The following is a 26848-nucleotide window of genomic DNA, read 5'->3' as shown; positions in this document are numbered from 1 at the left end:
GTGCAAAGACCAGCACCTGCTCCCCTCCTGGGAGGGGCAACGGGGTGGGTTGACTGTTGGCGCTAGTGATCGAAACCCACCCCGCCTTTCAGGCACCCCTCCCGAGAGGGGATTAAATCTGACACCCTCATAAATTCTCAGTCCTACGTCCCATTCCACTTTCTTTCTCCCCTGATGCTTCGGATGCCAGAGCTATGACCTATTACCGATCTATTCGTACCTTAGCCGTTTCTCTTCTATTAGCCACAGCTGCAACTGCTCCCGGTCTAGCTCAGACTGTGGAGACGGCTGAGTCTACCAACTTTCCTAAGGTACAGATTCAGGTCAATAGCGCCCAAGATGGGCCGATTACGCCGGATGATCAGCTGACGTTGAGGGAAGCGATCGCAATCACCAACGGTACCCTCACGCTGGCGGATCTAAGTGCTACAGAACAGCAACAAATAACTCCTAGCCCAGATCATTCAGTCATTGCTTTTGACCTGCCCGCTGAAAGCACCACCATTAAGCTACAGTCGCTCTTACCAGCCCTAGCCCAACCGGGACTGAGCATCGACGGCACCACGCAACCCGGCTATGACGCTACCAAATCAGCCACAGCAGAGATTTTAGTCGCCATTCCGGTGGTAGAAATCACCCCAGCGGACAATGCCGAAGTGTTTCGGGGCTTGACCCTAGTGGCAGACGATATCACCATCCGAGGCCTGAGCCTGTATGGCTTTACCTCAGAGCATCGGGCGACCGAGTCCACGCCACCAGCCGATATTTTTATTGCCCACGAGCTACCCCCACCGGACATTAGCCAGCAGTATATTCCAGCAAGCGACTTCTCTTTTTACGATGAGAATCAGCCACCTAAGGGAATTGTCATTGAACAAAACTGGATCGGTATTCCCACCGATAACAGAGTTCCCGAACAGCCCTCTGCCTTTGGCGTATCTGTGTTTAACGCTCAGGGAGTGAGGTTACAGCAAAATCGGATCGCTTACCATGACGGCAGTGGGGTGATTACAGGAGCCCGCGCTGAGAATTTAGAAATTATTGAAAACCTGATTGTTAACAATGGCTTAGCTGGCATGCCGGATGCGATTCGGTTGGAAGGTCGCATTGATAATGGCTTAATATCTGGCAACCTGATGTGTGGCAATGACGGCAGCGGCATCTTTTTGTTTAAACCCCAGGGCGCTGTCAAGATTAACAATAACGATATTCGCTTTAACGGTCAGCGTCTGCGCCGAGCTGCCATTTATCTGATGGGCAATGATCATCAGGTAGTCGATAACACTGTTGCCAATCAAAAAGGTCCTGGTGTAGTCGTGACGGCCTTTAGCCAGGGGGGAACCACCCATAGTCAGCGAAATATTATTGAAAACAATCGCTTTGAAAACATTGAAGGGTTGAGTATTGACCTCAACACCCGTCGTAATCGAGGCGTGCAAGACTTTCAGCGGGGTGATGGTCCAAATCCGCTACGTGATTCCCACAATCGACGACGGGATACGGGTAACAGCGCCATCAATTCACCTCAGTTTGACAGTCCTGAATTCTTTGCTCTCGACAATCAAGTCGTTATCCAAGGCAAGGCTGATATTGGGTCTACAGTACAGCTCTATCTTACCCGAGGAAACACGGGAGACTATGGGCCTCTGACAACACCATTAGCCACGGTCAATGTCAGTGAAGATGGCACATTTACTTACAATTCAGCGGATCTACGTCCTGGGGATGTGATTAGTGGTATTTCCACCGATCCGGACTACGGCACCTCTGAACCGGCGCTAAATACAACAGTTGTAGCTTTAGGTGAAACTACCCGCTCTAACCGGATGGCTCCAGCTAGCACCCAGAGTGTTCAATGTACGACTCCTCCAGAGCCTCCGGCTTCTCCAGAGCCTCCGACACCGGAGCCTGAGGTGATTCGTCTAGAAGTTCCTCGCAATGTTCACTATGGTCTCGATGAGGATTTTATCAACTCGGACAGTGCGGTAATTTTGGACCAAATTGCTGCCGTCATGGAGCAGTATCCATCGATAGTGGTTGATTTACACGGGCATACTGACTCCAGAGCAAGTGTGGCTTATAACCAGGACCTGGCTCGACGTCGGGCAAACAATGCACGGCGGTATCTGATGCAGCAAGGGATTGCGCCGGAGCGGATGACGATTCGTTCCTTTGGAGAAACTCAGCTGCGGGTAGAGGAGACAGACCGGGTGAACTATGCGCGCAATCGTCGGGTGGAGTTTGTGTTTAGTGATGTTCGAGGTGTGGATATTACCTTTGTGGACCAAGAAGAAGATTTGCAGATAGAGCCATAGGTGGTGTTTATTGTGCACCCATATATTGTCGGTTGCCTTGGTTATTAGTTAGGAGAGAACTCGGATGAATAAGGTCGCCCGCTCAATTGCGAGCCTTTTGGTGCGCGCTTGCTTGCTAACGCCCATTTTGATACTATCGCCCCTTGTGACTTCTGAGGCGAAAGCTGTCAGCATTGTACTGGACGGCTCTCTCACAAGACTTAGCGGTACAGACTGTGGTATCGCCACTTATCGTTATGGCTCTAGTACGACCTTTGATGGCAAGCAGATAGACCTTCTAGTAGAGGTTCTATCGGAAGATACTGAAAGCACAAGTGACGGGTGTATCAATATAAATGAAGGATCGATTTCAGCAAGGATTAGAGATAAGGATGTTGGCGATACTGCTGCTTCTATGGATCTAAAGATTACCGTTGTCGAGAAAGGTACAACGATCCCTGTTGAAGTTGATCGACTAATAATGACGGGCTTCGACTTAGACCAAAGCAGTGGGGGGCATACTGGTACAGATGATATCTATTTGCAAGCTCCTGATGGTGTCTACATCAGTAACAATAGCGAGGTGACCTATAGCGAAGGAACTTTTTTTGGTGGAAGATACCAAGCCAAATTGAAAGGAACATCCGCTAGCTGCGACGATGACAAAGATAGTGTAGAACGTGAGTGTCGCGGTGGCGCTGTTTTTGTTACTGGTGATGGCGGTATTAATAAAGTTTCTAGCGTCACTGTAAGAGTCCAAAATGATAACGCTTATGGTAGGGATAACTATACTGGTTCTAGTAATAACAACAGGCGATTCGATCTCTCTTTTGAGATTAACGATATAGAGCCTATTGTTAATCTCAACACCGATTACGGTGATGCGCCAAATAGCTACGAAAATGCTAGACATTCAGTGTCGACAAATATTGCATTAGGCAGTGGCCTGATTCCTGACCATGAAGTGGCGAATCAAGGTTCTGCTGCTGCCAATGGCGATGACACTGATACGACCAGTGTAAATTATGACGACGAAGACGGTGTTCAGCTGAACGGTCAACCGCTGGATACTCAATCGTTGACGGCAGGAGTTACCACTAATCTTGACATTGCTAGCTTTGGGACAGGCTATCTGAGCGCCTGGATTGATTTGGATGGCGATGGCAACTTTACGGATGCTGATGAGCAAGTAGTAGATGATCTTTTAATCAATAGCACCACTGTAGAAAATACGGCTGTACCGATTGCAATTCCGGCGACTGCAACGGCGGGTAACTCTTATATGCGGTTTAGATTTGCCTCTGCGCAAGGGGTTGGTCCCACCGAGTTAAGCAATAGTGATGGTGAGGTGGAAGATTATGCGGTTGCGATCGCACCACTCAGTACCTTGCCTCCCTTCTCCTGTGCTGTGCCAAGCTTAATCCAAACCACCACAAATCAAGGGCAGTTACGCCAGTTTCAGATTGCCACTCAAACCTTCGATGCTACTGGTTTTGCTCCTGTTGGATTCAACCTCAATGGTCTTGGATACCGCGAACAAGACAACTATCTCTACGGATTTAACAATTCATCGCCTACCAGAGAACTTTACAGAGTCGGCTCTGATGGCACCGCCGAGAGCCTAGGTGCTGTTGCAGGTGCCGTCCAGAATTTCATTCTAGGTGACGTTCATCCAGATGGTACCTATTGGGCAGCCCCTTTTGACTCAACAACGCTGTACCACATTGATGTCACCACGTCCCCTCCTACGCTGCTCAATACCTTCCCCAATGCGTTACCTGATGACGGATCTGACTTTGCCTTTAGCGCCGATGGCACCAAGCTCTATATTGTTGGGCATCAAACCAACAAACTATATGAAGTAGATATGACAGGGGCAACCCCTGTTCCTAACCCCACTCCCATTGCCACAATCTCTGGGATAGCCAGTGGTGGCTGGGGCGCTCAGTTTACGACGCCTACTAAGTTTTATGCCTATGACAACTTTACAGGAGGCGTGTACGTTATCGATTTGGCGACCGGTTTATCTGAGCTAATGGTGACCGCTGCCCTATTTACTTTCAACGACGGGACTAGTTGTCGAGGAGAGATCGACTTTTTTGATTTTGGTGACGCTCCCACGACATCCTATGGCAGCGTAGCCCACACACTTGTGCCAGGCTCTTATTTGGGGACTGGGAGATCTATTGATGCCACTGATTACGATAGTGCCAATGCTGATGCCGATACCGATGATGGCGTTCAACTCAGTGGCACAAATTTACAAGGTGAGACGTTGACGGCTGGCGAGACAGTTAGCCTCGATATTACAACCGCTGGTGGCGGTGTTCTCAACGCCTGGATTGACTGGGATGGCGATGGTGACTTTGATGAACCCAATGAGCAAGTGGCCACAGACGCAAATATTTCAGGGGGAACGCTGAGTGTTCCAGTTCCATCAAATGCAACGACTGGGACAACCTATGCTCGTTTCCGCTATAGCTCTGATCCAGGACTAGGGCCAACTGGCTCGGCCAGTGATGGTGAGGTAGAAGATTATCAGGTTGCGATCGCACAGCCCGTTGTCACCAATCCAGACATTGTTCTCGTCAAGCGCATTACAGCTATCAATGGTAATCGCACTGAAAACACCAACAGTACCCCACCCACCCCTCTCAATGCTGTTATCAATGATGGCGTTGCTAGCTCTGCCGATGACGAAAATAATTGGCCTGCTAGCAGCTACTTGATAGGGGAATTAAACGCAGGCTTAGTCAAGCCCGGTGATCGGATTGAATACACGGTGTATTTCCTCAATACGGGCAGTAGCGATGCGGAAACTGTGAGAATCTGCGATTGGATTCAGCCGAACCAGAGCTTAGTCACCGGTCTATATGGTGAATCTTCGACCGGCGCGCGCGACGGCACTGATATTGAGCTTAATATCGGTGGCACCGTTTATCAGTTGACGGCTGCCAGTGATGCGGCTGATCGGGCAGAGTTAACCACGGCTGGTAGCCTATCCGCTACACCTGACTGTAATCTCTCTGCTAGTGCGAATGCCAGCGACAGTGTGTTGGTGTTGGATATTACAGGAACAACGGGTGATCCAACTGGATTGACGACGCTCCCAGGTACAACGGGGCAAGGTACACCCACCAATGCCTATGGGTTCTTCCGATTTACCACCAAGGTGGACGAATAGGAGGCCCTAGTAATGCAAACAAATCTGTACCGAAACACATATCGTGTCCCGTCGATGCGTTTATCATCCTGGGATTACGGAACGCCAGGGGGTTATTTTGTGACCTTATGTGCAAAAAATCGAGAGTGTTTTTTGGGTGATGTGGTGAATGGCAAGATGCAATTGTCGGCCATTGGTTACGTTGCGGAACGTTGTTGGCGAGAGATTCCAGATCATTGTAAGAATGTGCGAATTGATGAATATGTGGTGATGCCCAACCACGTGCATGGGATTTTGGTGATTGAACGCCGTTTGGATGACGATGGTGATAACGGATATCCCATCGCCGAACGTCGTCAGGTAGAGACGTTCCATGGAACGTCTCTACCTGACGGGGACCGCCAACGCCACGGGGAGGACCATCAAATACGTGAAAAAATATCGTCACCCAATGGATCGTTATCGTTATCAAAAACGATGTCCGCAATATCCCCTAAACGAGGTTCATTAGGTGCCATTGTTCGATCCTATAAATCTTCCGTGACGCGATGGTGTCGTCAAAATGGGTATTCTCATGTTGCATGGCAACCGCGATTCTACGAACGTATTATTTGGGCCGATGGATCGATTGATTATATCCGGCGATATATTCGAAACAATCCGCGCAATTGGCAACGCGATCGCAATAATCCCAAAAAATCACCGCCCCCGACGTCATCACCACCCATAACGTCATCACCAACGCCCCCGTCATGGTAGAGACGTTCCATGGAAGGTCTCTACCATGACGACGCGGAATACCCACCAACGATCATTCGCCCCGACCCGGATTACAACCATTTCGGATTCCCGAATTCACACAAATTTTGGTTATTGAAAATGTCTAACCGTCGCCTAACCCACCCCTCATCAAAGACAAAAAGCCGTCGGTTGTCTAACCGGGTACGCACCCTGATCGCCGCAATGGTGTTGTCGGGTGGCATCTTTACACCGGGGCTGATCGCCTGGGCTAATGGCCCTACCCCTGGCACCGTGATTGAAAACCAGGCGACGGGTAGCTTTGTGGACCCGAGTGATAACAGCACTCAGCTGATTGAGTCGAATGTGGTGCGGGTAACTGTCGCTGAGGTGGCTGGTATCGCTGTTACCGAAAATGGTTACACCGAACCTACTGACGGCACGGTGAATGAAGGCGACACGGTCTTTTTTGACTTTGTGATTACCAATGTGGGTAATGACCCCACTCAGTTCTTTATTCCGGGTGCCGCGACAATCTCCGGCGGGACGGCAAACGGTGATATTCAGGTGATTGAGTATGATCCAGATGGGTCGGGCACGTCGGTCATCGACCTAAGTAGTAGCAATATTACGGTGCCGTCTAGCGGAGATAACACAGGTGATCTCTCGGGCATGCCCAATAATGGATCGATCCCAGCTGGGGGCAACATCACGGTGCGGGTGCCAGTGACGGCTGGCACGGCTGGGTTTGACCTGGAAGTAACGCTGGGAGATACGACGGCGACTGATGGTCAGAATGAGGCGTATGTAGCAGGCACAAATGATGTCTACACGCAGGATAATACGGGCATAACTAACGGCGATACGGACGGTGCGCCGATTAATAATGAGAGGGAGGCCAGTGATAGTTTGACGGTTGCGATCGCAACCTCCACACCTACTCCCACCTCTCTAGATTATGGTGATGCCCCTGACACTTACGCCACTAATGCTGCAGATGATGGTGGTGAAGGTATTGGAGCCAGTCACAGCATTGTCAGCAACTTATATTTAGGACAGCCAGCTGATGCTGAATCAGATGCTGTTGCACCATTAGATGGCAGTGGGGATGGTAGCGACGAAGATGGTGTTACTGTTTTTGCCATGACCGAAGGAGCCACTGATTTTATTGTCTCCAAAAGCGATATCTCGGCAACTAACAATACAGGGCGAGTAGCAACGCTTCATGGGTGGATAGACTTTGACAAAGATGGCGTCTTTTCCTCTACAGAGCACGCCAGAATTACCATCCCTAATGGTTCCACTGAAATAGCACCAACAGCAGATCTCATCTGGAACGGTATCACGGTAGGAGTCTCAGGCAATACCTATGCCCGTTTTCGCCTGACCACCGATGGCAGCATTACCGAATCAACCCCCGGCGGAACTGCTAATGATGGAGAAGTAGAAGATTATGTAGTTGCAATTGCCCCACCGCCTCCAACCCAGTCTGGAGACTTTTGTGCCACACCTTATAGCATGTTCTACTCGGGTCATTGGCCCAACAGAATTGACGCTATTCATGCTGACAGTGGTGCCTTCGTAGCACTTACCACAGCCACCTCGGCCAGTGTCACAAATAGTTTGGCTAGCGATCATATTAATAATTTGGTGTATTACGCAGAAAATGATTCTCTCTACGCGTGGAGCCCAATCACCAATACGCACACTACAGTAACAAATAACTTCAGCAGCTTTATTAGCGGCAGTGTGGACTTGAGCAGTGGTGGAGCTGCCTTTTATAACGGTTCTTTATATCTAGGGGTAGACCCTCAACCTGAGACTGAAGTCTATAGAATCGATTTTGTTCCTGGTTCTAACGGTCTAAATATCCAAAGCGTGACCTCGTTAAACCTCAACGGCATCGTTGCAGCCACTGACTGGGGTGATATGACAATTGATGACAACGGCATTATCCTAGCAGGTGGTGGTGGTGGAGTATATTGGTCTTACGATTTAAACAACGGTACCTACACACCACTCACCAGCAGTTTGCCCGGTGATCAACATCAGTTTGCAAAAGACGGCCAGGGTCGTCTGTGGGCAGCGGTATACACCCCCATTAGGTTTGTTGTACAGGCCGAGGTAGTGGGTAATACGGTTCAACCGGTAGGTTCTACCATATCAGTCGATCCCCATGATACCAACGACGCAGCCGAATGTGTAATTGGCGAATCGAGTATTGGCGATCTCATCTGGGAGGATACAGACGGCGACGGTGTGCAGGATCCAGGTGAGAACGGTATCGAAAACGTTACGGTCGATCTCTACTGGGATATCGACGGCAACGGCCAAATAGATCCGGGTGGCGATCCTGTCTTAGGAACCCAAACTACGGGAGCCAGCGGCAACTATAATTTCTTTGACTTAATTTTTGGCAACTACATTGTTAAAGTAACTGATACGAATGGTGTGCTTTCAGGTGCTGTTCTAACAACTTCATCGGATGAGTTTGCTGTTAATTTACCTCCAGGAATTATTGACTATAATGACGCCGACTTTGGCTATCAACAGCCCGTTGTGCAGAAAGACCCCAATGTGCTGTTAGTGAAGCGAATCACCCAGATCAACGGCGACACGACTTCAGCCGGGGGAGATATTCTCTCTAGCTACATCAACCAGAATGATGCTATCAACCCCTACGATGACAACGACATCACCTTAGCCGACCCGGTCAATCCAACCGATCCGCCTAAAGATACTGCTCAGTGGCCCGATCCTAGCACTACCCTTATCGGCGGCATCGACGGTGGTAACGTTATGCCCAACGACGAGATCGAGTACACCATCTACTATCTCTCTTCAGGCGACACTACTGCAGAAAACGTTCTTTTCTGCGACTATGTGCCTACATTCACTAGCTTTATTCCCAACGCCTATATGGGCAGCGCTCCCCAGGCTACAGGCGGCATCGGCGGAGCCGACCTCAGCATCCAACTCTTCCGGGATGGCACTACCGACTATCACACCGGAGCCAACGACGGCGATAGCGCCACCTACTTTGGTCCCGGCATTGATCCCGCCAACAGCTTCCCTGGCATTGACTGCGATGGAGACGGTGATGGCATTAATGCCAACACCAACGGGGCCGTTGTCGTTAACCTGGGCGATTTACCCGATGCCACCACCGACGCTACCGGAGCCTATGGCCACGTGCGATTTAGAACACGGGTGAAATAATACTATCCTTCTGAACCTAAGCATCGTCAATACCTAAAACGATATCTCTTGATTAGCCAGGGCATACTCTAGACGACGGCAATAGTTCTCTCGCTCATCCCTTCATTCTAATGGTGGGTGGGATTTTTATTGAGTGATTGACAGCAGATTTTTAGCCACGAAACGTTTCATTCGTGTTTTAGAAGCCCATGACATTCAAACACGCTAGTAACCGTAAATCTAATCGATCATTTCAGTTCTCCATAAGACAATTAATCACTCTTTTTATCGGTTTTCTTCATACACTAGTCATTATTTTTTTCGGCGTCTACAAACTGCTGACACGGAGCATACGTCGTCGTCACACCCATAGATTTGACCCGAGAAAATTCCATAGATCTTCTTACCCTATATCGCCACCAAAGGTGAGGGGAAGATTACGGAAAATCCATAAAACAGTCCTTTGTTGGCTGTTAAGTTTCTTTCTTGTCATAAGCCCCCAACTGATAAACCCTCCCCCTGCCAGCGCTCACTACGTCGCCCAGGAGATGCAAAAGTTTACGTTTGCACCGGAGACTATTGATCTATTGCGACAGCGATTAGAGAGTGGCAGCCCCGGTTTTCAACCAGGGGATGAGGTCAGCTACATCACCTCATTTACCACTAGCGGTACCGCCGAGGGCAGCGGCGGCTATGTCAGTTTTTATATCCCAGATGGTGCCATCGTCGCAGGTGCTGCCATTGTAGAACCGGATGGTAACGGCGGCTTTGTGCAGGTACCACCGCGACTACCCGGTGAAATTAATGGCGGTTGGGGAGATGTGGGCAATACCAGTTTTGTGGGTGATGCCACTTGGACCACCAGTGACCCCGATACCATTGCGGCCTGTGCAGCCGCAGGCTACGCCAGTGTTGAACTGTGCCCAGGCACCCTGGCCCAAGCCTATGTCGATACCGGTGTATTTTATTCCAACGATTCGAGAACAGAATTCTTTGCCCACCCCACCATCGACAACCCTGATGCCCTCAGGGCCACCGATGACAATGGCTATAACATTAACCCCAGTATTGGTTCCCCAGTGGATGCCCACAATCTGTGGGATGCACTCCAGGTAGAGGCATTTTCAGGGACAGCATCGCCGACCGATCACCATACACCTGCCCTCAACTTTGGTAATAGCCGTGGTAACACTCCCTATAACACGGGGGCTGCTGTCGCCGGTCCTGACTCAGGCTATAAGCTTGACCATACGGGCTTAGTCGGCCCTTGGAAACGGGCTCAGTACCTGGGGTCTCGGGTGGGTATGCCCTCTGGCCCTGCAGTCAACGCCGACGAAGAATATAACAATCCAAATATTGGCGCGTTTGTCGTCATGGGTGAACCCACCAGTGCTGGAACCCCTTTCCCCCTACCCAGTGATACCAACCATGTGCGTATCGCCATAGGCCAGCTGTTTGATGGTGAAACCAACTATGCCAAGCTCACGCTGCAGCTGGGATCTAACTCCGGCGATGAAGCCACAGCTTTTTTGGTAAATGCGTCTGTTGTGGGCGGTGATGCAGGCGGCATCAGCAATGGTAAAGACGCTATCTGGCGATATTTTCAACCCTCTGTTGCGGTCTCAGCAGCTCAGCTGCTTGTCACTAAGACGGCTGCATCAGACTTTGTGCAACCCGGTGAAACTGTTAACTACACTATTTTTGTTGAAAATACGGGATTTTGGGACGCTAGCAATGTTGTTGTCACAGATACTCTGCCGGATCTTAACTTTAGCTATGGCAACACCACGAACACCGTCCTACACAAACTTGATGGGTCTACGGTTACCCTGGCCCCAACTATTACACCATCGGGGCAGGTGATCGATTGGAACTTTGGTACTCTGCCTATGGAATCGGGAGAGTACTTAACGATTGAGTTTGATGCTGCCATATCAGTGTCAGCTCCAACTGGCGATACGCTCTATGCCAACACCGTTGCAGCCTCATATTTTGATCGCATAGACGCCGTCACAACTGGTCCCGTCAGCACAGCCCCGGTACAAATTGTTGAAAATTTGTTTACCTCTAAAACGGTCACCCCTACCAATGCGGAGCCCGGTGACACGGTCACCTACCAGATCAGCCTCGAAAATGTAGCCGCTGATCCCATCACAGATATCCAAGTCTCTGAATTATTACCGACAGATGGCGGCAGTGACGCCACCACGCGCTTTAGCTATGTCGCTAATTCTAGCAATGTGACTGGAGCTACTGCGTTTTCTGGGGGCAATGCCGCCACACCGACCGTTAGCCAAGTAGCTGGCAATCAAGAAGAGGTGGTTTGGGATTTTGGCAGTAGCCGCACCTTGTTGTCCGGTGAGAGCTTTATTATCGAGTTTCAATCTAGTCTCGGTACTGGCGTATCGGATACGGACTATCTAAATGATTTCTCCATTGATTACACCGTAAACGGTCAGCCTTTGAGTACTCAAAAAACTGATCTGGCCCCCGTCACAGTCAAAAGTCCATTGCAACTTAGCAAAACGGTTAATCCAGCCATCATTACAGCAGATGAGGAAGTCTCCTATACGATCATCCTTGAAAATACAGGCGTTAGTACCCTAGACAACATTGTTGTACAAGAGTTTCTGCCCTTTGATGGCAACGTGGATGACGTCAAAAAACGATTTGAGTATGTGGCCAACTCAACCACGATGGCCGGGAGTGGCGTTGCCTCCATTGAACCAACGACTGGTCTGATTAATGGCAACCAGCGTCAGCTCACCTGGAACCTGGGCAGTGCGACATTAGCGCCAGGAGCCCAAGCGACGATTACATTTAGCGCCAAGGTCGGGGAAGAGGTCACCCCCAGTAGCACCGCCGGAGACTACCCAAATACATTTGAGGCGTCCTATAACAAAGGAGCTATTACGCTCACGGCGAGCAAAACGGACGTTACTCCAGTAACCGTCTTACCACTACCACCACTCAAACTATCTAAAGAGGTGATTGCCTCATCGGGTAATACCACAACCTATCAAATTACGGCTGAGAACCGCAGCCTGACCGATACCCTCGAAAAGGTGATTGTCTACGAATTTTTACCGACGACAGGCGGTTTAGTGGATATCCCATCGGGACGGTTTAACTATTTGCCCACCCTTGATCCTAATGACGAGCTAGCCATTGTTACTGGAACCAACAATACGATCGATAAACGCGAAGTCCAAGTGCCCGCACAGGAAGAGGGCTATGACGACGTTAACCGGGAACAAATTAGCTGGGCGATGACGGAGGATATGGCCCCCGGTGATAAATTCACCCTGACCTTTGAGGCTAAAACCGGTGATGAAATGCCCACTGCCACCTATACCAACGCCCTCAGAGGTGCCTATGAGGTGGTCAATGGGGATCCAGGACTAACAGACATTTTTAGTACGGCACCGGTCCAAATTGTCAGTGGTATCAACGGTGCGATTTTTCAAGACTATGGTTCTGCCACTACCAGCAATGATGGCAATGGCGTGAAAGACGATGGTGAACTGGCCATTGGCGATGTCACCACCAATCTTTACCAAAATTGGACAGATGCCAATAGCGACGGTCTCATTGATACCGGTGAGGCCACCCTGGTGGGCACCACTATTAGTAATGCTGATAATAACGACACCATTCCGGATGGTGATTTTCGGTTTACGGTAGTCGAAACCGGTACTTACTACATCCAGCCCGATCTTGCAGATCCAGAACTGGGGGGCTTAGCCTATGCTGGGACTGTTACCCCCTTAGTGGTGATTGTCGATAGCGAAGAATCGTTTCCTGTCCCCTTTAATCGCCCACTGGTATTTAGTAAAACAGTTGACCTTTCTACAGTTCAAGCCTCAGGAGAAGTTACCTATACCATTGCGGCTGAGAATAGAGGTCCGGATGCGTTAGAGAGTGTGAAACTCTATGAGTTTTTACCCACTAGCGACAACCAGGTAGAAGACATTGAAACCCGCTTTAGCTATGTGGCTAGCTCGACCACTGAGGCAAGCGGCAACAGTGTTGCTCTCAAAAATGTTGAACCTAATAGTAGAGTAGGTCCCGATCAAGACCCGTATCAAGATGAAGACAATCGCGAACAGCTGTTATGGGAACTGGATGGTGATTTACCCTCAGGAGAGCTGGTCGAATTTAGCTTTAGAGCGAGGGTGGGCAACATTGTCACAACAGGCACCTATCCGAACGATCTCAAAGCTGCTTATACAATTGCGATTGGCGATGTCGATGCAGACCTGATAGATACGGCCCCAGTTACTGTTAATGGTGCGAGTAAGATTAGTGGCACGGTATTCGAAGACTTTGGTGTGGCAGCCATCAGTGAGGACAACGATGCCCAAGATTCAGGTGAATTGGGTATTGGTGCGGTGACAATCAACCTTTACGAGGATACTAACGGTAGTGGTAACTTCGAGAGCGGTATCGATCAATTTAGAGAAGCCATGGAGAGCAACTCAGATACCGGCGATACGATTCCCGATGGCAGTTACAGAGCGATTGTGCCGAATGGCACCTACTTTGTTGAGGTTGATGTCGCCGATCAAGACCTGGAGGGCCTGGTCTATGGCGGGACGACGACCCCAATTACAGTCGTTGTCACAGGTGGGGAAGAGACCGCTGATTTCCCATTTGACCCGGCTCTGCAGGTGGTCAAGACCGTATCACCGGCTACGGCCAGCGCTGGGGATGAGGTGACCTATACGATCACCCTGACCAACAACGGCCCTGACCTTTTAGAGACTGTCAAACTCTATGAGTTCTTACCCACCAGCGATAGCCTTGTAGAAAATACGGCAACTCGTTTTAGCTATGTGGCGAACTCAACCATTGCGTCACCTACCAACAGTGTGGCGCTGAAAAATGATGAGCCCACTATAAACATAGGACCGGATCAAGCTCCCTATAATGGTGAAGATAATCGCGAGCAGCTGCTGTGGGAGCTAGACGATAAATTACCCATAGGGGGTCAGGTCGAGTTTAGCTTTAGGGCCATCATTGGAGCGAGTGTGCCGGAGAATACCTATGACAATGACCTGAGAGCGTTATATAAATTAGGTAGTAACCGGATAGTCAACGTTATTGACACGGCACCCGTTACCCTAGGACTTGTTCGCAGTCCACAAATGACCTTTGTCAAACGGGTGACCGCGATTGGTAACACCCCCATCACCAGTGTGGTGAATGATCCTAGTACAACAGATGATGACCATGCCTTTTGGCCGACGCCCCTAGATGGCTCCAGTGGCATTAGCACTTTCTTAGTTGGTGACATTACCCGTAGTGATGTATTACCAGGCGATGAACTGGAGTACACCATTTACTTCATGTCTAGTGGTAATGTGCCTGTCACCAATGCCAATGTTTGTGATGTTGTGCCAGAAAATACCACCTATGTGAACGGATCTACCAAGTTAAAATTTGGTGGTGACACGGTAGCCAGTGGTGCTGGTCAGCTATTGGCAGATGGTTCAACCGCCCCATGTCCGTCTGTCACTGGAGCTGCCCGACCGGTGGTGGTAGTCAACCTGGCTGATAATGCAACCGGTGAAACATTACCTCCATTGACAGGACCAGGCATTCCGTCTGGCTCCTATGGCTATGTTCGTTTTCGAGTCACGGTTGATTAGGATCCGATTGTTGTTGTCCTAAGTTGATATTACTGGCTCAGGGATAGGGATATAAAGCCCCAAAATATAGGTGAAGAGGCGTTCCATGGAACGCCTGTACATCAAACAGTAGTCCCTAATTGAATCCTCTGGGATTGGGCGGCCAGTTTTTCCCAGTATCGGAACTGAGGACTTCAAAAAAATGAGCTGCAGAATAGCTCTTTTTTTACACGTGCTTTTATTCTCTTTGGTGCATTTATTGTTATGTTAAACCCGCAGTCTCATCAGCCCTATCGGTCTTACCCTCCTAAGTTTTATGCCCAAGACAAGTCCTTAGGGGTATTAGTGACGGCGCTGTTACTGTGCGGCGGTATGAGTCCGTGGCTGGTGCCAGCTTTGGCCGATACACTGGCGGGTACTGAGATTCGGAATACCGCTGTGGGGGCTTTTGAGGACCCTGACAATTTAGGGGCCGTGGTGGAAGTAACCTCGAATGAGGTCGTGGTCACCGTAGCGGAAGTTGCGGGGATTGTTATTAATAACGGCCCAACAGCGGTGGTGGAAGCACCAAATACGGTTACGGGTGCTGGACCTAGTCAGGACGATGGGGATATTAATCCGGAGGATGTGGTTTATTTCACATTCACGCTGATCAATGTGGGAAATGATGCTACCCAATTCTTTATCCCAAATGCACCGTCTGCCATTACCGGGGGCACATTGGCAGATGATATTCAGCTGATGGCCTATGATCCTGACGGTACGGGCACCTCGATAGTAGATCTCACAGGTAACAACATTACAGTTCCTGCTAGTGGAGCGACAACCGGTACCCTACTCAATGGAATAGCGGCCACCAATGATGGGTCAGTGCTAAGAAATGGATCGATTACCATTCGGGTACCGATTAAGATAGATGCGGGTCTGAATGATGGGGATACGGTAACGGTGGTAATGGGGGATACGCCTGCGCCCCCCAATGCCAGCAGGCAAAACCAACCCTACAGTGCAGGCATCCGTGATATCTACACCCACGACAATCTGGATGGGGCGACGGAGGAAGCGGCAGGAGATCCCATGAATGGGGACACCGCTAACCATCGTCAAGAAGCTAGCTCAAGCCAAGAGGTTCCCGTTGGTGTGGCCATTGGCGATATCTCTGGTCGGGCTTGGCAAGATGACAATGGAAATGGTCTACGAGATGCTGGAGAGACCGGTATAGATAGCATTGTTGTTGAACTATTTGATACAAATGGCGTGTCCCAGGGAATTACCAGCACTGCCGGTGGTGGACTGTATAACTTCCTTAATCTGCCAGTGGGAGATTATGTTGTTCAGTTTACTCCACCGCCTAACTTTACCGTTGCTCCCATTGACCAGGGAGTTGATGATACGGTAGATTCTGATGTGAAATTGGTGGTTAATCAAACCAATCCTGTATCAGTAGTCAATGGTGTTGTTACTGAGCATGTGGATTTAGGCTTGGTACCCGATAGTGACAACGATAGTGCCACTGATCCAGAAGAAGGCACCGGGGACAGCGATGGAGATGGAACACCCGACTTCCTCGATTTTGACCCTACGGGCTATTTCTATGATGAAGCAACCGGTGAGATTATTCCTGGAGGATTAGTGACCATTAATGGCGATGAGGCCGCCGATCAGTTGAATATTTACTATGATGGTTCGACTGGATACTATCAGTGGCTAGGAGAGGTGCCTGGAGTCTACACTCAGACCATCATTTTGCCACCTGGGTATGAGTTTAGCGACACCTGCTTACTGCGTCCACTATCAGATATTTTCGATCCCACGGGCGGCCCCAGTCCTACAGTTATTGGTGCCTACCAGGATGGGAATACGGGCTTTTTGCAAAATACCACTTGTGCTCCGTCCTATCTCGTTTTTGATTTAGAACCAGGTGATCCAATTGTGATTAACAACAATATTCCTTTAAAGGCGATTACTGCCTCTCAGGATTATGGTGATGCACCTGATACAGGAATTGGAACAGGGGTTAACGATTATCAAACAGTTGCGATTGATAATGGACCGATTCATACCCTAGGGTCGGGCATCAGTTTGGGGAGTACGGTGACGACAGATACTGATGGGGGTAGTTTTTCGGGTACAGCGGGCAGTAACGGTGATGCAACAGATGACACCGGGGATGATGGTGTACGACTTAACAGTAATGACTTACAGGGGCAAACCCTGACGGCAGGCGAGAGTGTAACGCTGGATATTACGACCCAGGGTAGCGGTGTTCTCAACGCATGGATCGATTGGAATGGGGATGGAGATTTTTTAGATACGGATGAGCAAATCTCGTCTGATGCGAATGTGTCAGGGGGGACACTGAATGTGGCCGTTCCTTTCTTTGCAACGGTAGGAACAACCTATGCCCGTTTTCGCTATAGCTCGGATACAGGACTGGGGCCAACTGGGACAGCTAGTAACGGTGAGGTAGAGGATTATCAGGTTGCGATCGCACCCAACCCCACCATTCCAACACCTCCCAGCAGCTGCGTCTTTGATGGCACTGTTTGGTACAACACCTCAAATCGTCTTTATACCTACGACACATTTACTAACACCAATACATTGCAAACCAACCTAGCTCGCGCCTATGGAGACATTGCCTGGGGAGTAGACGGCAACCTATATGGAATAGACTTTACAAGTATCTCAAAGCTCTATCAAATTGATCCTACTACAGGCCAGGGAACTGCTTTTCCGACTCTCCCATTTGATGTTGAAAGTGGTAACTCGCTATCGGGAGATAATCTGGGATGGCTCTACTTTGGCTCTGGGGAAAGCGGCACCTCAGCAGTCAATACCTATGACAATGAGGTGACCCTTCGCCATAACATCTACACTGGCGTTTCAGAACAGTGGATAGATTTTGGTGATTATGGCTTTGCTGACGATCGGCCATCGGGAGACTTTATTTTTATCGATGGGTTCGCCTATGTCGCTTGGGCCAATAACTTTGACACCTCTTTAGTCACTGTAGAACTTCTCAAAGTAGGTCCGTTAGGAAGTAATAATGAGGCAATTGCCACAACAACCGTTACCTCACTCGGGGCATTACCCACCAATACATTTGGTTTAGCAGGGAATGATACAGGCAATATCTTTGCCTTTTCAGGTACTGGCAACAAAATATATAGAGTTGAGGTTAGTCCGTTTGCTGTTACCGAAGTTGGAACCTTATCAGATCTTCCCTTTGGTTCATCAGGAGAATTTGAATCCTATGGTGTGACTTGTACATCACCAGCGACAAATGCTCCTGATGTTCTCTTAGTTAAGCGTATCACTCGCATTAATAACTCAACTACTAATCTCAACGACAACACTGATCTAACTCAGGTAGTAAACGACAATGTTGCTAATTCTTCTGATGACCACAGTAACTGGCCTACCAACTATCTCATTGGAGAACTCAATGCCGGTCTAGTCAAACCCGGTGATGAAATTGAATACACAGTCTATTTTCTCAATGCTGGCAGTGCTGATGCTGGAGATGTAAGAATCTGCGATTGGATTCAGCCCAATCAGAGCTTTGTTGCGGGGCTTTATGGAAGTAATGACATCGAGCTACAACAAGCTGGCAGCACCTATAATCTAACCGCCACCAGTGATGTAAACACAGCTGATCGGGCAGAACTTGCCACGGTAGGTAGCCTGCCTGCGGGTCCCACTTGCAATTTGCCAGCAGCAGCGACCAATAATAGCGATGCAGTACTGGTCTTGGATGTTACTGGGACTGTGGGTAATCCCACTGGATTACCCACAGTCCCAGGCAGCACTGGACAAGGAACACCCAACAATTCCTATGGGCTTTTCCGATTTACCACAAAGGTAGATGAATAGATGAATAAATGTGATTATCCTGTAATGTTGGATAACTTGAAAATGTCATCTCTCCAACATTACAGGACTAAGAAGAATCTGACACAGGTATGACTTTTTCAAGAACCACTTCATCCCATTTTTTTAACGCTTGCGACGCTTGGCCACCAACGTGGCAATACCCGCCACTGCCAATCCACCTAAAACACCGGGTTCAGGTACAGACTCAGATGATTCCTGGGAAGGCTCCAGATCAATAAGAGGATTAGGCCCATTGAGATTCAAAAAGTCAAAGTCAGTAACAATAGATATTTCAGGGTCCGTAAACGCATTCGAGTTTGTTACCTGTGCAGCGGCTGGCGTTGACGCAGTGGCTATACATACCGTAGCAGCCGTCCCAAGCATCATCTTTACAGGGCTAGGACTGTTGAGCACCGATTTGCCAGAGATACTGAGGAGTAAATCTAGTTGCTGCTCCGAAATCTCAGCAAATTTTAGCCCTATCTCATATTTAGCAGGGGCATTAGCCTTGGCTACTTTGACTCGCACTACTTGCGCCTTAGCAACAATTTTTTGCCCTTTAGCAAAGAACTTAATATTCAATCGCTTACCGATGGCTAGTCGCTTATCGCTATAAATACAGGTTCCACCTCGGCTAATATCAACCGTAGGTTTGCGCGACGAAAACAGTCCTCCAATCTGATAAGCAAGGATTTTTCTCTTACGAGGAAACCGTCTTTGCTCAGCAGATACATTTTGTTGCTTGAGGCTAGCAGCTTGGTTCAAAATAATCTCCTAGTGAAGTATTCAGGTATGTTTTTATACTAAGTATTTTCCATGGGTATCACCATCGGCAAAACAGCTTATTCTGACAAGTATTTGATCGGACTAGTTATCCAATATAATCAGAAGAGTATTTAAATCGCTGTATCTATTGCCCGACATTCAGTGTGGCGATACTTTCTTGTTCAGTCATAATCTTCTATTTATACGTTTAGCTGGGTTTCCTAAAGGGCATCATAGAGTTTTAATCCTTTAATACGTATGTATACTGATGCAGTTTGTTTTACTGACATCCAAAAACAGCATGATAGAGCTATGAATGGGTACTTTAATTAGGGTAATGGAGCAACTGATGCAGGGAACATTCGGTCAGAGTGATCATACAGATAGAACATCAATCACTTAATCAGGGCATCAGGTACGTCCTGACTGTTGCAGTATTATTATCCCACAGTACACTGATCGAGAGCCCAGCTCGGGCCGATACGCCTGCACCAGGCACTGTGATGGAAAACCAAGCTACAGGTAGCTTTCTTAACCCACTTAATAACTCACAAGAAACACGAATGAGTCCGTCTGTTATGGTCACTACTGGCTCAGATGGCTGCGCTATTGGCCAGGGAATACCCGACGCTAGCATTATTCCTTACATTAGCGATGAGGTCAGACGCAATATAATTGCAACTCGCGATTTAGTAGATACCCTAGATGATAGTTGGCGTACTGCCGTTGGTCAGCCAGTTGATCCTGATTTAGAAAGCTGGTTTGGAACGGCTGGGATGCCTCAGGGGACTGTCAACAACTTTAGCTATGATGCCCCTGGTACTAATGACACAGTCAATGTCTCTGTCGAGTTAGTACAGCTGCCAATCAGTGGAACTGAATGTGCTGGAGAAACCACTGTTTCTGGTTCAAGTCCTACTCTCAGCAATAGCAGCTCCCTACAAAGCTCGGCACCGCGTCCAGCCAGCCTGTATGATAGCGCTGATCAGCCACTATTTTGGAACGATGCCCGTGGCGGCGCATCCAACGACAATCAGCGCAACGCCATTCTCTTTTCATTTGCTCAGCCAGTCCAGTCTTTTGGTTTGTGGGTAGGCGATATGGAAACTCGCACAGATGGCAGCGGAACACCTGCTATTTTGCGACTGTTAGACGCTGCTGGCAATCGCATTGGTCAGGATATCGAAATTGAATCCACTACTCTCTATGATGGCAATGCGCCAGATCCAGAGATTGTTAATCAAAGTCTGTGTGGCGGCACAACCAACAATGAGCCCGGCTGTGGTAACCAATCTACCCGCTGGGTTAGTTTTGTCGATAGCAGCAGTGTTCCTCGTGTGCAGCAGGTTGTGCTAATCGTTGGCGACGACGACAGTGCGACAGGCAACAACGATGGCGATAGCGAACACATTAGCTTTATTGGAGCGAATCTGGCTAACCCTCCCCAAGTCTTGCTGGTAAAGCGCATCACGGCCATCAATGGCAATCGTAGTATTAATCCCAATGACAACACACCACTTCACCTTGTAGTCAACGATGGTATAGAAAACTCTGCTGATGACAACAGGCTTTGGCCTACAGACTTCCTGCTCGGCGAAGTCGATGCAGGCGCTGTTCAACCAGGTGACACTATTGAGTACACGGTTTATTTTCTCAACGCAGGCGGTAGCGATGCCGCTGACGTACGGATCTGCGACTTGATTCAACCCCATCAACAGTTTGTAGCTGGAGCGTATGGGAACGGTGATATTTCCCTACAGATTGGGACAGGTACAGACGCTACAACCTATACTCTCACTTCAACCAGGGACGCTGTGGATCGCGCCGAGCTGGCTACGGTGGACAATTTACCCCCAGGCCCCGACTGTAATCTATCGCCAGATGCTAATGGCACTGATACAGTTGTGGTACTCGATTTAACGGGCACTGAGGGCTCGCCTGTGGACTTAAGGACTTTACCCGGCGCGGCTGGACCAACCTCCCCTGAGAATGCAATTGGCTTTATGCGATTTACTATCGAAGTCCTCTCCTATTGACCTGATTTTCTAATCTACGCGCCATCCAATAAAGCTCTTAGCTCAGCTTCATTGAGCTGAGGCGTATTATATTTTTCGGCCTTTTTGAGCTTGCTCCCAGGATTTTTACCAACAACAATATAATCGGTTTTGCCGCTGGGCATTTTGTTGATGCGTCCACCAGCTTCGGTGATGAGTTTAACGACCTGCTCATAGGTGAGATTGTTGAGGGTGCCGGTCAGTACAAAACTTTTATCTGTAAGGCTGCCTGCCTGTGACGATGTTTTCTCAGGCGTATTCGTATTCACTGGAGCCTCCTCAGAGACCGGTTCTGCTTCAGCACCTGTTGCCTTTTCCCCAGGCTCAACCGGTGTGGCAGCAGGTGCTTGCTGGAGGGACATAATCACCTTTTGGCTCAAGTTGAGGGCTTCTTTGAGGGCAACTTGCTCTTTGGTAGCGCTAGATAGCTGCTCGGCCTGGGTTGCCATTTTGGTTTTGGTCGCTTCTAACTCCTCGGTCAGCTGAGCATTGGCCGTTGTCAGCTCTTCCAGCGGATCGGTCGATGTCTCCTGGAGCATTTTTAGGTGTGTCTTGAGGGCGTCTAACTCGGCCTGTAGTTCTGATATTGTTTGTTCAGCCTCTGTGGTTGACTCGTTCAGTGTGTGCTGGGTTTCGGCTAGCTGATCTGTCAGGGTATCGGCCTGGTCTGCCCGAGTCTGGCTATCGTCGAGGGCTTGAAGCAGCTGGTCACGTTCTTGGCGTAGGTTTTCTAACTGTTCGGCGGCTTGCCCCTGCTGTTCTTCGGTAGCGGCAGTTAACTGCCTACGCAGGGCCGCTAAGTCTTGTTCTGCTGTGTTACTAGCAGCACTCAAAGCTTGCTGGGTTTCGGCCAGCTGGGTCTCTAAGACGTTTATCTGGTCTGCTTGGGTCTGTAGCTGGTCGCGCTCTTGGCGTAGGCTCTCTAACGTCTCTAACTGCTCGTTAGCTTGACTTTGGAGCAGATCGCGCTCTTCTCGCAGGCTTTCTAACTGTTCAGTAGCTTGACGTTGTTGAGCTTCAAGCTGAGCTTCGAGAGATGTTTCTAACTGAAGTCGCGTTTGTTCTATCTCATCTTCTGTGTTTGCCAGGGTTTGTTGCGTCTGGGTTAGGTCGGTGGTCAAGGTCTGAACTTGATCATTGGCCTGGGTAATTTGAGACTGGCTGTTTTGAAGTTGGTTCTGCAGCTGCTCTCGCTCTTGACGTAGTTCTAGCAGCTGTTGTTCTACTTGGTCTTGCTCGTCGTTGGCTAACTCTGTTTGGGATTGCAACTCCTGCTGTAGCTGTTGCACTTGCTCCTGTAGCTGAGCGACCAAGACTTTAGCCGGATCCTCCTCTGACTGGGCTGAGTTAAGCGCCTGTTGCAGGTCTTGATTTTGTTCCCGCAGGGTGATGTTGACCTGACTCAGCTGAGTTTTCTCATAGGTTAGTTCACGCCGGACTCGGGCCGTTTCGGTCTGGGCTGTTGTTAGGTTTTGCTGTAGCTCGCTGACTTGCTGCTCAAGGACTGTGAGGTTTTCTTTTAGCTGATTATTTTCTGCACTCAGCTGACGGGTCTGTTGCTGAGCATCGGCGGAGTCTGTCTGAACAGCGTCAAGTGTCTGTTGCTGCTGCTGAGCCTGTTGCTCCAGGGTCGCTATGGTTGCAGCCAGCTGTTTTTTGTCTGCGGCCAGTTCTGTCAGCTGTTCATCGGTGGTTTGTTGTGCTTGAGCGGCCTCTTCTCTAACCTGGGCCAGGGTGGTCTGCGCTGTGAGAGCCTGCTGCTCTAAGGTGCTAATAGTTGCGCGCAGCCGCTCCCGCTCATCTGTCAGGTTCTGAGACGTTTGTTGAATTTGACCAGCTTCTGCTCTAGCCTGAGCCAGGGCATCCTGCTGTGTTTGGGCCTGCTGTTCTAGGGTGCTAATGGTTGCACGTAGCTGATCTCGCTCATCTGTCAGGCTCCGAGACGTTTGCTGAATTTGACTAGCTTCTACTCTAGCCTGGGTTAGGGCATCCTGCTGTGTTTGGAGCTGCTGTTCTAGGGTACTAATGGCTGTGCGTAGCTGATCCCGCTCATCTGTGAGCTGTGTAGATTGCTGCTGAGCTTGGGTGGTCTCGGATTGGGCGAGGTCCAGGGATTTCTTTAGCTGCTGTTTCTGTTGCTCTAGGGTGGCTGTGGTTTCAGTGAGCTGTTTTTTGCCTGCGGTTAACTGAGTGACCTGCTGTTGCAGGGTAGCGGTCTCGGCCTGTGCCTGTTTGAGCTGGTTATTGAGTTTGGTTTGGCTGGCTTGGCCGGCTTTAATTTCTTGCTGTAGCTGATGAAGCTTCTGCTCAGCGGTGCGTTGGGCGATGAGGGATTGTTGCTGCGCGGATTGGAGGTCAGATTCTAGCTGGGCTACTTGCTGCTGCTGCTGTTGGAGCGATTGGCCCAGGGTTTGCTTATCGGTGGTGAGGGTGGTGACGGTGGCCTGGAGCTGGCTGACTTTGCTTTTGGAGGTGGTTAAGGCTTTGGAGGTGCGATCGCACTCATCCTTAAGTTCTTGAACCTGCTGCTCTAGGGACATCACCGCGTCCTTGGCCAGGGCCATCGCCTCGGTTAGGGTGCTCGTTTGCCCCTTGGCCAGGGACAGCTGCTCAGACAGTTTGCTCTTGGCCGACTCTAGGGACTCAATCGTCGTCGTCTGCTCTGCCTGACGCTTGCCATAGCGGCTCCTTAGCAGCGCTGCCACCAACGCCGCTCCCCCAGCAGCTGTCCCCACTAGTTCAGAGGCCAACGTATAATCCAAATCCATGGTCCACCCAAAGCGCATCATCTTTATCGTAAAGACCCAGGGCACAGCTACACAACATCAGCCCAAAGGTTTAAGTATTGAGGATACAGAATCCAAACTTTTGCTGCCACTGGTTATCTAAACCAGCGTCACCAGGCAAAATAGATAGACTGTCTGCCCCCGCTCCTCGACTATGACCGCAGCGCCTGCGCCCAATCGTGTTATCAGACTGTATCAATCATCCGTTGGCAAAAAACTAATCACCGGCATTAGCGGTCTTGCCCTGGTGGCCTTTGTCATGATTCATATGACAGGCAATCTGATCCTGCTAGCCAGTGCCGATGGCTACAACCAGTTCGGTTACGTTACAGAACGTCTGGGACCACTGTTCTGGTTAATTGAGCTAGTTTTGCTGGGTTTTATTGGGTTACACATACTGATGGGGGTGCAAATCTTTCTAGGACGGTTGAGGGCGCGTCCCCAAGGCTATAGCACCTATACGTCTGCCGGCCCCCCCAGCTACCAGACGCTGAGTTCCCGCACCATGATTGTTACTGGGGTAGTCCTTGGTAGCTTTTTGGTATGGCACTTGCTCACCTTTAAGTTTGGGACTCGCTATACTGTGCCCGATTCAGAGGTTCGCGACCTGGCCCGACTGGTGATCGAAAAATTTCAGCAGCCTTTATATGCCTTTGGCTATGTTGGCATTATGGTGCTGCTGGCTAGCCACCTGCGTCACGGTATTTGGAGTGCGCTGCAATCTTTGGGCGCCTTGAATGCTACGGTGCGTCCTGTTGCGTACGGGGTTAGCTTGGTTCTAGCGATTGGTATTGCCCTGGGGTTTGTGGTGTTGCCGTTGGGCATTTATGTTGGGCTGGTGACTTGAGCCCTAACCGCAACTTGTTGGGTTTCGTACCTCAACCGCAACTTGTTGGGTTTCGTACCTCAACCGCAACCTACGTTTTTTTCGTCTTGTTGGGTCTTGTCTCAACCGCAACCTACGTTTTTTTATGGTTCTTGATCCTCGTATTCCTCACGGTTCATTAAAAGATAAGTGGAACAACTTTAAAGACCACTGTCAGCTGGTTAACCCCAACAACAAGCGTAAGCACACAGTGATTGTTGTGGGTACAGGTCTGGCGGGGGCATCGGCGGCCTCCACACTGGCGGAGCTGGGCTACCACGTTAAAAGCTTTTGCATTCAGGATTCTCCGCGACGCGCCCACAGTATTGCAGCCCAGGGGGGCATTAACGCTACTAAAAACTATCCTAATGATGGCGATAGTATCTGGCGGTTGTTTTACGACACTATCAAAGGAGGAGACTATCGCTCGCGCGAGGCGAATGTGTATCGTCTGGCTCAAATTAGCAACCATATTATTGACCACTGCGTCGCGCAGGGAGTGCCCTTTGCCAGGGAATATGGCGGGCTGTTGGCTAACCGTTCCTTTGGCGGGGCGCAGGTGTCACGCACCTTCTATGCCCGTGGACAGACGGGGCAACAGCTTTTGCTCGGAGCCTACAGCGCCATGATGAAAATGGCGGACCAGATTGAGATTTTTACCCGCCGGGAGATGCTAGATCTGGTGGTCATCGACGGCCATGCTCGAGGTATCATTACCCGCAATTTGATTACGGGCGAGCTGGAGCGTCACCAGGGGGATGCGGTGCTGCTGTGCACTGGCGGCTATGGCAATGTGTTTTATCTATCTACTAATGGTCGTAACTCTAACGTCACGGCAGCCTGGCGCTGCTACAAGCGGGGGGCTTACTTTGCTAACCCCTGCTATACCCAGATTCATCCCACCTGTATTCCAGTATCAGGAGACTATCAGTCAAAACTCACCCTGATGAGTGAGAGTTTGCGCAACGATGGTCGTGTCTGGGTGCCGCTAAAACCAGGGGATGATCGTCCACCGAATGAGATTCCAGAAGCGGAGAGAGACTATTACTTAGAAAAGCGCTATCCCAGTTTTGGCAATCTGGTGCCTCGGGATGTGGCCTCGCGGAATGCCAAGCAAATGACCGATGAAGGTCGAGGCGTGGGCACCACGGGCCTAGCGGTATATCTAGACTTTCAAGATGCGATCGCACGTGATGGAAAAGACAAGATCACAGCTCGCTACGGCAACCTTTTCCAAATGTATCAACGCATCACCGATGAAAACCCCTATGAAGAACCCATGCGTATTTACCCGGCAGTGCACTACACCATGGGCGGTCTGTGGGTGGACTATCACCTGATGAGCACGGTTCCTGGCCTATTTGTGTTGGGAGAAGCCAACTTTTCAGACCATGGGGCCAATCGGCTGGGGGCCAGTGCCCTGATGCAGGGGCTAGCCGACGGCTACTTTGTGATTCCCTATACCCTGGGAGACTATCT

General features: G+C 49.7%; 11 protein-coding genes. 9 read left to right on the top strand and 2 right to left on the bottom strand.

Going from position 1 to position 26848, the window contains the following annotated elements:
• Window positions 1–194 precede the first annotated feature (194 nt).
• The 6 genes from IQ260_RS06985 (at window position 195) to IQ260_RS06960 (ending at window position 18899) form a co-directional block, all read left to right on the top strand.
• Complete coding sequence (locus IQ260_RS06985) at window positions 195–2315, top strand: OmpA family protein (protein ID WP_193992118.1); 2121 nt, start codon at window positions 195–197, stop codon at window positions 2313–2315.
• A 64-nt stretch (window positions 2316–2379) separates the two neighbouring features.
• Window positions 2380–5478: a GEVED domain-containing protein gene (locus tag IQ260_RS06980; protein ID WP_193992117.1), complete on the top strand. Its 3099-nt coding sequence runs from the start codon at window positions 2380–2382 to the stop codon at window positions 5476–5478.
• 99 nt (window positions 5479–5577) lie between these two features.
• Entirely contained in the window at window positions 5578–6216 is a 639-nt protein-coding gene (locus tag IQ260_RS06975) for a transposase (RefSeq protein WP_322744912.1), read from the top strand.
• Window positions 6217–6336: 120 nt separating this feature from the next.
• Window positions 6337–9414, top strand: a complete 3078-nt coding sequence (locus IQ260_RS06970; protein ID WP_193992115.1) for an SdrD B-like domain-containing protein — start codon at window positions 6337–6339, stop codon at window positions 9412–9414.
• Window positions 9415–9941: 527 nt separating this feature from the next.
• Window positions 9942–15044 carry a DUF11 domain-containing protein gene (locus IQ260_RS06965; RefSeq protein ID WP_193992113.1) on the top strand — a complete coding sequence of 1701 codons (5103 nt, stop codon included), beginning with the start codon at window positions 9942–9944 and terminating at the stop codon, window positions 15042–15044.
• Between the two features lie 243 nt (window positions 15045–15287).
• Window positions 15288–18899, top strand: a complete 3612-nt coding sequence (locus tag IQ260_RS06960; RefSeq protein WP_193992111.1) for an SdrD B-like domain-containing protein — start codon at window positions 15288–15290, stop codon at window positions 18897–18899.
• A 123-nt stretch (window positions 18900–19022) separates the two neighbouring features.
• On the opposite strand, the gene IQ260_RS06955 is transcribed toward IQ260_RS06960, so the two are convergent.
• A complete protein-coding gene (locus IQ260_RS06955) occupies window positions 19023–19664 on the bottom strand; it encodes a PilZ domain-containing protein (RefSeq protein ID WP_193992109.1) in 642 nt (213 codons plus the stop codon).
• Between the two features lie 563 nt (window positions 19665–20227).
• Here IQ260_RS06955 and IQ260_RS06950 point away from each other — a divergent pair.
• A complete protein-coding gene (locus IQ260_RS06950; RefSeq protein WP_193992107.1) occupies window positions 20228–21700 on the top strand; it encodes a DUF11 domain-containing protein in 1473 nt (490 codons plus the stop codon).
• A 14-nt stretch (window positions 21701–21714) separates the two neighbouring features.
• Here the strand turns inward: IQ260_RS06950 and IQ260_RS06945 are convergent, their stop codons facing one another.
• Window positions 21715–24486 (bottom strand): BRCT domain-containing protein, encoded by a 2772-nt coding sequence (locus IQ260_RS06945; protein ID WP_193992106.1) that lies wholly within the window; start codon window positions 24484–24486, stop codon window positions 21715–21717.
• A 172-nt stretch (window positions 24487–24658) separates the two neighbouring features.
• Here IQ260_RS06945 and IQ260_RS06940 point away from each other — a divergent pair, with 172 nt between their 5' ends.
• Window positions 24659–25351 carry a succinate dehydrogenase cytochrome b subunit gene (locus tag IQ260_RS06940; protein ID WP_193992104.1) on the top strand — a complete coding sequence of 231 codons (693 nt, stop codon included), beginning with the start codon at window positions 24659–24661 and terminating at the stop codon, window positions 25349–25351.
• Between the two features lie 124 nt (window positions 25352–25475).
• A partial coding sequence (locus tag IQ260_RS06935; RefSeq protein WP_193992102.1) for a fumarate reductase/succinate dehydrogenase flavoprotein subunit occupies window positions 25476–26848 on the top strand: 1373 nt, incomplete at its 3' end.

Origin of the sequence: Leptolyngbya cf. ectocarpi LEGE 11479 (genome assembly GCF_015207065.1) — a bacterium.
Taxonomy (GTDB): domain Bacteria; phylum Cyanobacteriota; class Cyanobacteriia; order Phormidesmidales; family Phormidesmidaceae; genus Leptothoe; species Leptothoe ectocarpi.
The sequence above is the reverse complement of the archived record's forward strand: the minus strand, read 5'-3'. Positions and strand labels throughout refer to the sequence as shown.